Below are 3,965 nucleotides of genomic sequence, written 5' to 3'. Positions count from 1 at the left end.
GCGGTGACCCGGACCGTCCGCGCCGCCGGCCCTCGGTTGGCGTGGGCCGGCGGCGCTCGCAGGCCTACTCGGTCAGACCGAGGTCGGGCGCGGACATGTCGCCGGTGCGTGGGACGCCGTCGGCCAGCGCGTAGTGCAGGTACACGGCACCCTTCGGACCGGCGGCAGGCGGCTCGAGCAGCGTCAGGTTGGTGGGCACCTCGCCGCCGTCGAAGACCTTCTTCCCGACGCCGAGCACGACGGGGTGCAGCCACAGGTCGATGCGGTCGAACAGCTTCTCGTGCAGCAGCGTCTGCACCAGGTCGAGGCTGCCGACCACGCGCACGTGCTCGTGCCGGTCGCGGATCTCGCGCACCGCAGCGGCCAGGTCGGGGCCGAGCTGGGAGGAGCCCGCCCAGGACAGGTCGGGGTTGCCTCGGGACGCGACGTACTTGGGGATGCGGTTGAAGAGCTCGGCGATGCCACCGTCCTGGCCGCCCTCCTGGTGCGGCCAGTAGGAGGCGAAGATGTCGTACGTCCGGCGCCCGAGCAGGAGCGCGTCCGTGCCCTCCGCGTACGCGGCGTCGATCTGCGCCCCGGCCACCTCGTCGATCAGCGGCGCCTGCCAGCCGCCGAAGGGGAAGCCTTCCGGGTCCTCGTCGGGCCCGCCGGGGGCCTGGGCGACGAGGTCGAGGGTGGCGAAGAGCTCGAGATGGATCAGACCCATGGTTTCCTCCTGGCGAGCGGCGGGGCGTCCGGATCCGTTCGAGTCCGGTCGGGAGGGCAGACCCGCCGTCCCGGCCGGACTCATCGGACCGGTCAGACCCGCGGGGCGAACGGGTTGTCCACCGCGGGCCCGTCGATCACGGGGCCGTGGCCGGTGAAGGTGATCCGGGACAGCCACACCAGACGGCCCGGGTCCTGGTTCACGTGGTCCGGCTGCCACGCGTGGTACACGTACCACCAGTGCGGGCCGACCTTGATCGGCATGCCGTGCCCCGACCCGGCAGCCACGTCGTTGCTCGCCAGGATCGGCCCGTCGCCCTCCTTGGTCCACGGACCGGTGATCGACGGCGCGCTCGCCCAGCACACGCCGTAGGAGTCGTTCCAGAACTCGCCGGTCGAGTAGAAGCAGTAGTACCTGCCCTGGTGGACCACCACCGAGGCGCCCTCGATCGTGTACTTCTCGTAGGGCTGGTCCATGCCGAACAGGCGCCGGGGCTCACCGACCAGCTCGAGCCCGTCGTCGGAGAGCTGCTGCAGGTAGATGTACGACGGGAGACCGTCGTGGTTGCCGTCGTTCTTCCACAGCAGCCACAGCGAGCCGTCGGCGTCGCGGAACGGCGACGCGTCGATGCTCCCGCCCTCGGCGGACTGGTCGATCAGGGGCGCCGTCCGCTCGTCGACGAACGGCCCCGCCGGTGACGACGAGACGGCGACCGACACCGCCTGCTGGTCGATGTCGGCGCGCCAGGCGGTGTAGTAGGACAGGTAGCGGTCGCCCACCGCGATCACCTCGGGGGCCCAGTGCCGGCCGGGGCGGCACCAGGAGGCGAGCTGAGGCATGCCGTTGCCGACCGGCGTCCACTCGACCAGGTCGGGGGAGGTCAGCACCGGCATCGCGCCGGCCGCGCCGTTGGTGGCGTAGAGGAAGAACGCGCCGTCCGCGGCCAGGACGGCCGGGTCGGGGTTGTTGGTCGGCACGACAGGGTTCTGGTAGCCGCGCGGGGACGCCGTCGCGGCTGTCGGCGTCAGGCTGAGCGCCGCGGCAGCGGTGAGACCGCCGGCGGCCGTCAGGACGGCACGGCGGGTGAGGGACGTGGTGCTCGGAAAGTGGTGCAACGTTGCGCCTCCGGGTCGATGCTGAGACGGGCGTCGCTGCCCGTCGCTGGCGCAAGGACGGTACATCGTTGACTCAGGCGCGTGCCGCGGACACGCGCCCGTCGGTCGAGATCGGGCGCGACGAAGAAAACCTTCCACTGTGAGGTTTTGAGGGTTAGGCTCTCCGTGGCTTCCGGCGCTCCACTGCGCACTTCTGTACGAGTGTCGACGGAAGTCGGCCCACCGACCACGTCAAAGGAGCTCCAGATGTCCTCCACATCCGTGCAGCTGTACTCGCTGCGGGATGCCGTCGCCGCCGACCTCGACGCCGCCGTCGCCCGTGTCCGCGAGATCGGGTACGAGCAGGTCGAGCCGTACGCGTTCGTCGAGCGCGTCGCCGACTTCGAGCGCGCGTTCGCGGCGACCGGGCTTGCCGCGCCGTCCGGCCACGCGTCCGTCATCGACGCGCCTGACGCCGACGTCGTCTTCGACGCCGCGGCACGCCTCGGCATCGGCATCGTCATCGACCCGTTCGTCCCGACCGAGCGCTGGCAGACCGCCGACGACGCGAAGAAGCTCGCGGACCGCGTCAACGAGCTCACCGTCCGGGCGGCCGCCCACGGCCTGCGGTTCGGCTACCACAACCACCAGTGGGAGTTCACGAACAAGGTCGACGGCCGGCCCGTCTTCGAGATCTTCGCCGAGCAGCTCGACCCGGAGGCCGTGCTCGAGGTCGACACGTTCTGGGCCACGGTCGGCGGCGCGGACGCCCCCGCGGTGCTGAAGCGTCTCGGCGAGCAGGTCGTCGCGATCCACGTCAAGGACGGCGAGGTGTCCGGCGACATCGCGACGGTGCTGCCCTCCAGCGAGAGCGCGCTGGACGTGCCCGCCGCCCTCAAGGCCGCCTACGACAACCAGGTGCCCGCCGGGCAGGGCGACGTCGACGTGCCCGCCATCCTCGCCGCCGCGCCGCAGGCGATCCGCGTCGTCGAGTTCGACTCGTACGCCGGTGACGTCTTCGAGGGCATCGCCGCGTCGCTCGCCTGGCTGCAGGAGAACGACAAGTGAGCCGCGTGGGCGTCGGCATCATCGGTGCCGGGAACATCTCGACGCAGTACCTCGAGAACCTCACGCAGTTCGCCGACGTCGAGGTCCGCATGGTCGCCGACGTCCGCCTCGACCGCGCGCAGGCGCAGGCACAGGCGTACGGGGTGCCCGCGGCGGGGACCGTCGACGAGCTCCTCGCGCGCGACGACATCGAGATCGTCCTCAACCTCACCATCCCCGCGGCGCACGCCGAGGTCGGCCACCAGATCGTGGCGGCCGGCAAGCACGTGTGGAGCGAGAAGCCGGTCGCGACCGACCACGAGTCGGCCGCGGCCCTGCTCGCCGCGGCGGAGGCGAAGGGCGTGCGCGTCGCGTGCGCGCCCGACACCGTGCTCGGCGCCGGCATCCAGTCCGCGCTGCGGGCCATCGCCCGCGGCGACATCGGCGTGCCGCTCACGGCCACCACGATGTTCCACGTGCCCGGCCCCGAGGCCTGGCACCCGGACCCCGACTTCCTGTACGCCACGGGCGCCGGGCCCCTGTTCGACATGGGGCCGTACTACGTGACGACGCTCGTGCACGCGCTCGGGGCGGCGTCCCGCGTCCAGGCCGTGTCCTCGAAGTCGCTCGAGAAGCGCACCATCGCGTCCGGTCCGCGCGCCGGGGCCACGTTCCCCGTCGAGGTCCCGACGCACCACGCGGCGCTCATCGAGTTCCGCGGCGGGCAGTCCGCCCAGTCGACGTTCTCGTTCCAGCACGCGCTGCCGCGCGCCGGGTTCGTCGAGATCAACGGCACGCTGGGCACGATCGTGCTGCCGGACCCGAACGTGTTCGACGGTGACTCGACGCTCTGGCGGTACGGCCAGGAGGAGCCCGAGACGATCCCGGCCACGGGTTCCACCTGGGGCCGCGGCACGGGCGTCGTCGAGCTGGCGCGAGCCATCCGCGAGGGCCGGCCCGAGCGGGCGTCGGGCGCCGTCGCGTCGCACGTGCTCGACGTCCTGCTCGCCGTCCGCGACGCCGCGGAGTCCGGCACGGCCGTCGAGGTCGCCTCGGACGTCGACGCGCCCCCGCCGCTGCCGGAGGACTTCGACCCCGCCGCGTCGACCTTCTGACGC

Annotated in this window: 4 protein-coding genes; 2 read left to right on the top strand and 2 right to left on the bottom strand. The window is 72.3% G+C overall.

Going from position 1 to position 3,965, the window contains the following annotated elements; all coding sequences use genetic code 11:
- Window positions 1-64: 64 nt before the first annotated feature.
- Together ACFT55_RS19510 and ACFT55_RS19505 are read right to left on the bottom strand one after the other, a co-directional pair.
- Window positions 65-706 carry a dihydrofolate reductase family protein gene (locus tag ACFT55_RS19510; RefSeq protein ID WP_380245507.1) on the bottom strand — a complete coding sequence of 214 codons (642 nt, stop codon included), beginning with the start codon at window positions 704-706 and terminating at the stop codon, window positions 65-67.
- Between the two features lie 92 nt (window positions 707-798).
- Window positions 799-1,821, bottom strand: a complete 1,023-nt coding sequence (locus ACFT55_RS19505; RefSeq protein ID WP_380245506.1) for a glycoside hydrolase family 43 protein — start codon at window positions 1,819-1,821, stop codon at window positions 799-801.
- Window positions 1,822-2,067: 246 nt separating this feature from the next.
- Between ACFT55_RS19505 and ACFT55_RS19500 the strand changes: the two genes are divergently transcribed.
- Window positions 2,068-2,868 (top strand): sugar phosphate isomerase/epimerase family protein, encoded by an 801-nt coding sequence (locus ACFT55_RS19500; RefSeq protein WP_380245505.1) that lies wholly within the window; start codon window positions 2,068-2,070, stop codon window positions 2,866-2,868.
- Window positions 2,865-3,962, top strand: a complete 1,098-nt coding sequence (locus ACFT55_RS19495; protein ID WP_380245504.1) for a Gfo/Idh/MocA family protein — start codon at window positions 2,865-2,867, stop codon at window positions 3,960-3,962. Before ACFT55_RS19500 ends, ACFT55_RS19495 begins: the two co-directional genes overlap by 4 nt.
- The last annotated feature ends 3 nt before the right edge of the window (window positions 3,963-3,965 follow it).

The sequence above is a fragment of the Isoptericola sp. NPDC057191 genome, assembly GCF_042670225.1.
Taxonomy (GTDB): Bacteria; Actinomycetota; Actinomycetes; order Actinomycetales; family Cellulomonadaceae; genus Isoptericola.
The sequence above is the reverse complement of the archived record's forward strand: the minus strand, read 5'-3'. Positions and strand labels throughout refer to the sequence as shown.

What these genes read in the sequence shown, in the direction of transcription:
- ACFT55_RS19500 (WP_380245505.1), top strand. Translation starts at nt 2,068, where the DNA reads ATGTCCTCCACATCCGTGCAGCTGTACTCGCTGCGGGATGCCGTCGCC.
- ACFT55_RS19510 (WP_380245507.1), bottom strand. Translation starts at nt 706, where the DNA reads ATGGGTCTGATCCATCTCGAGCTCTTCGCCACCCTCGACCTCGTCGCC.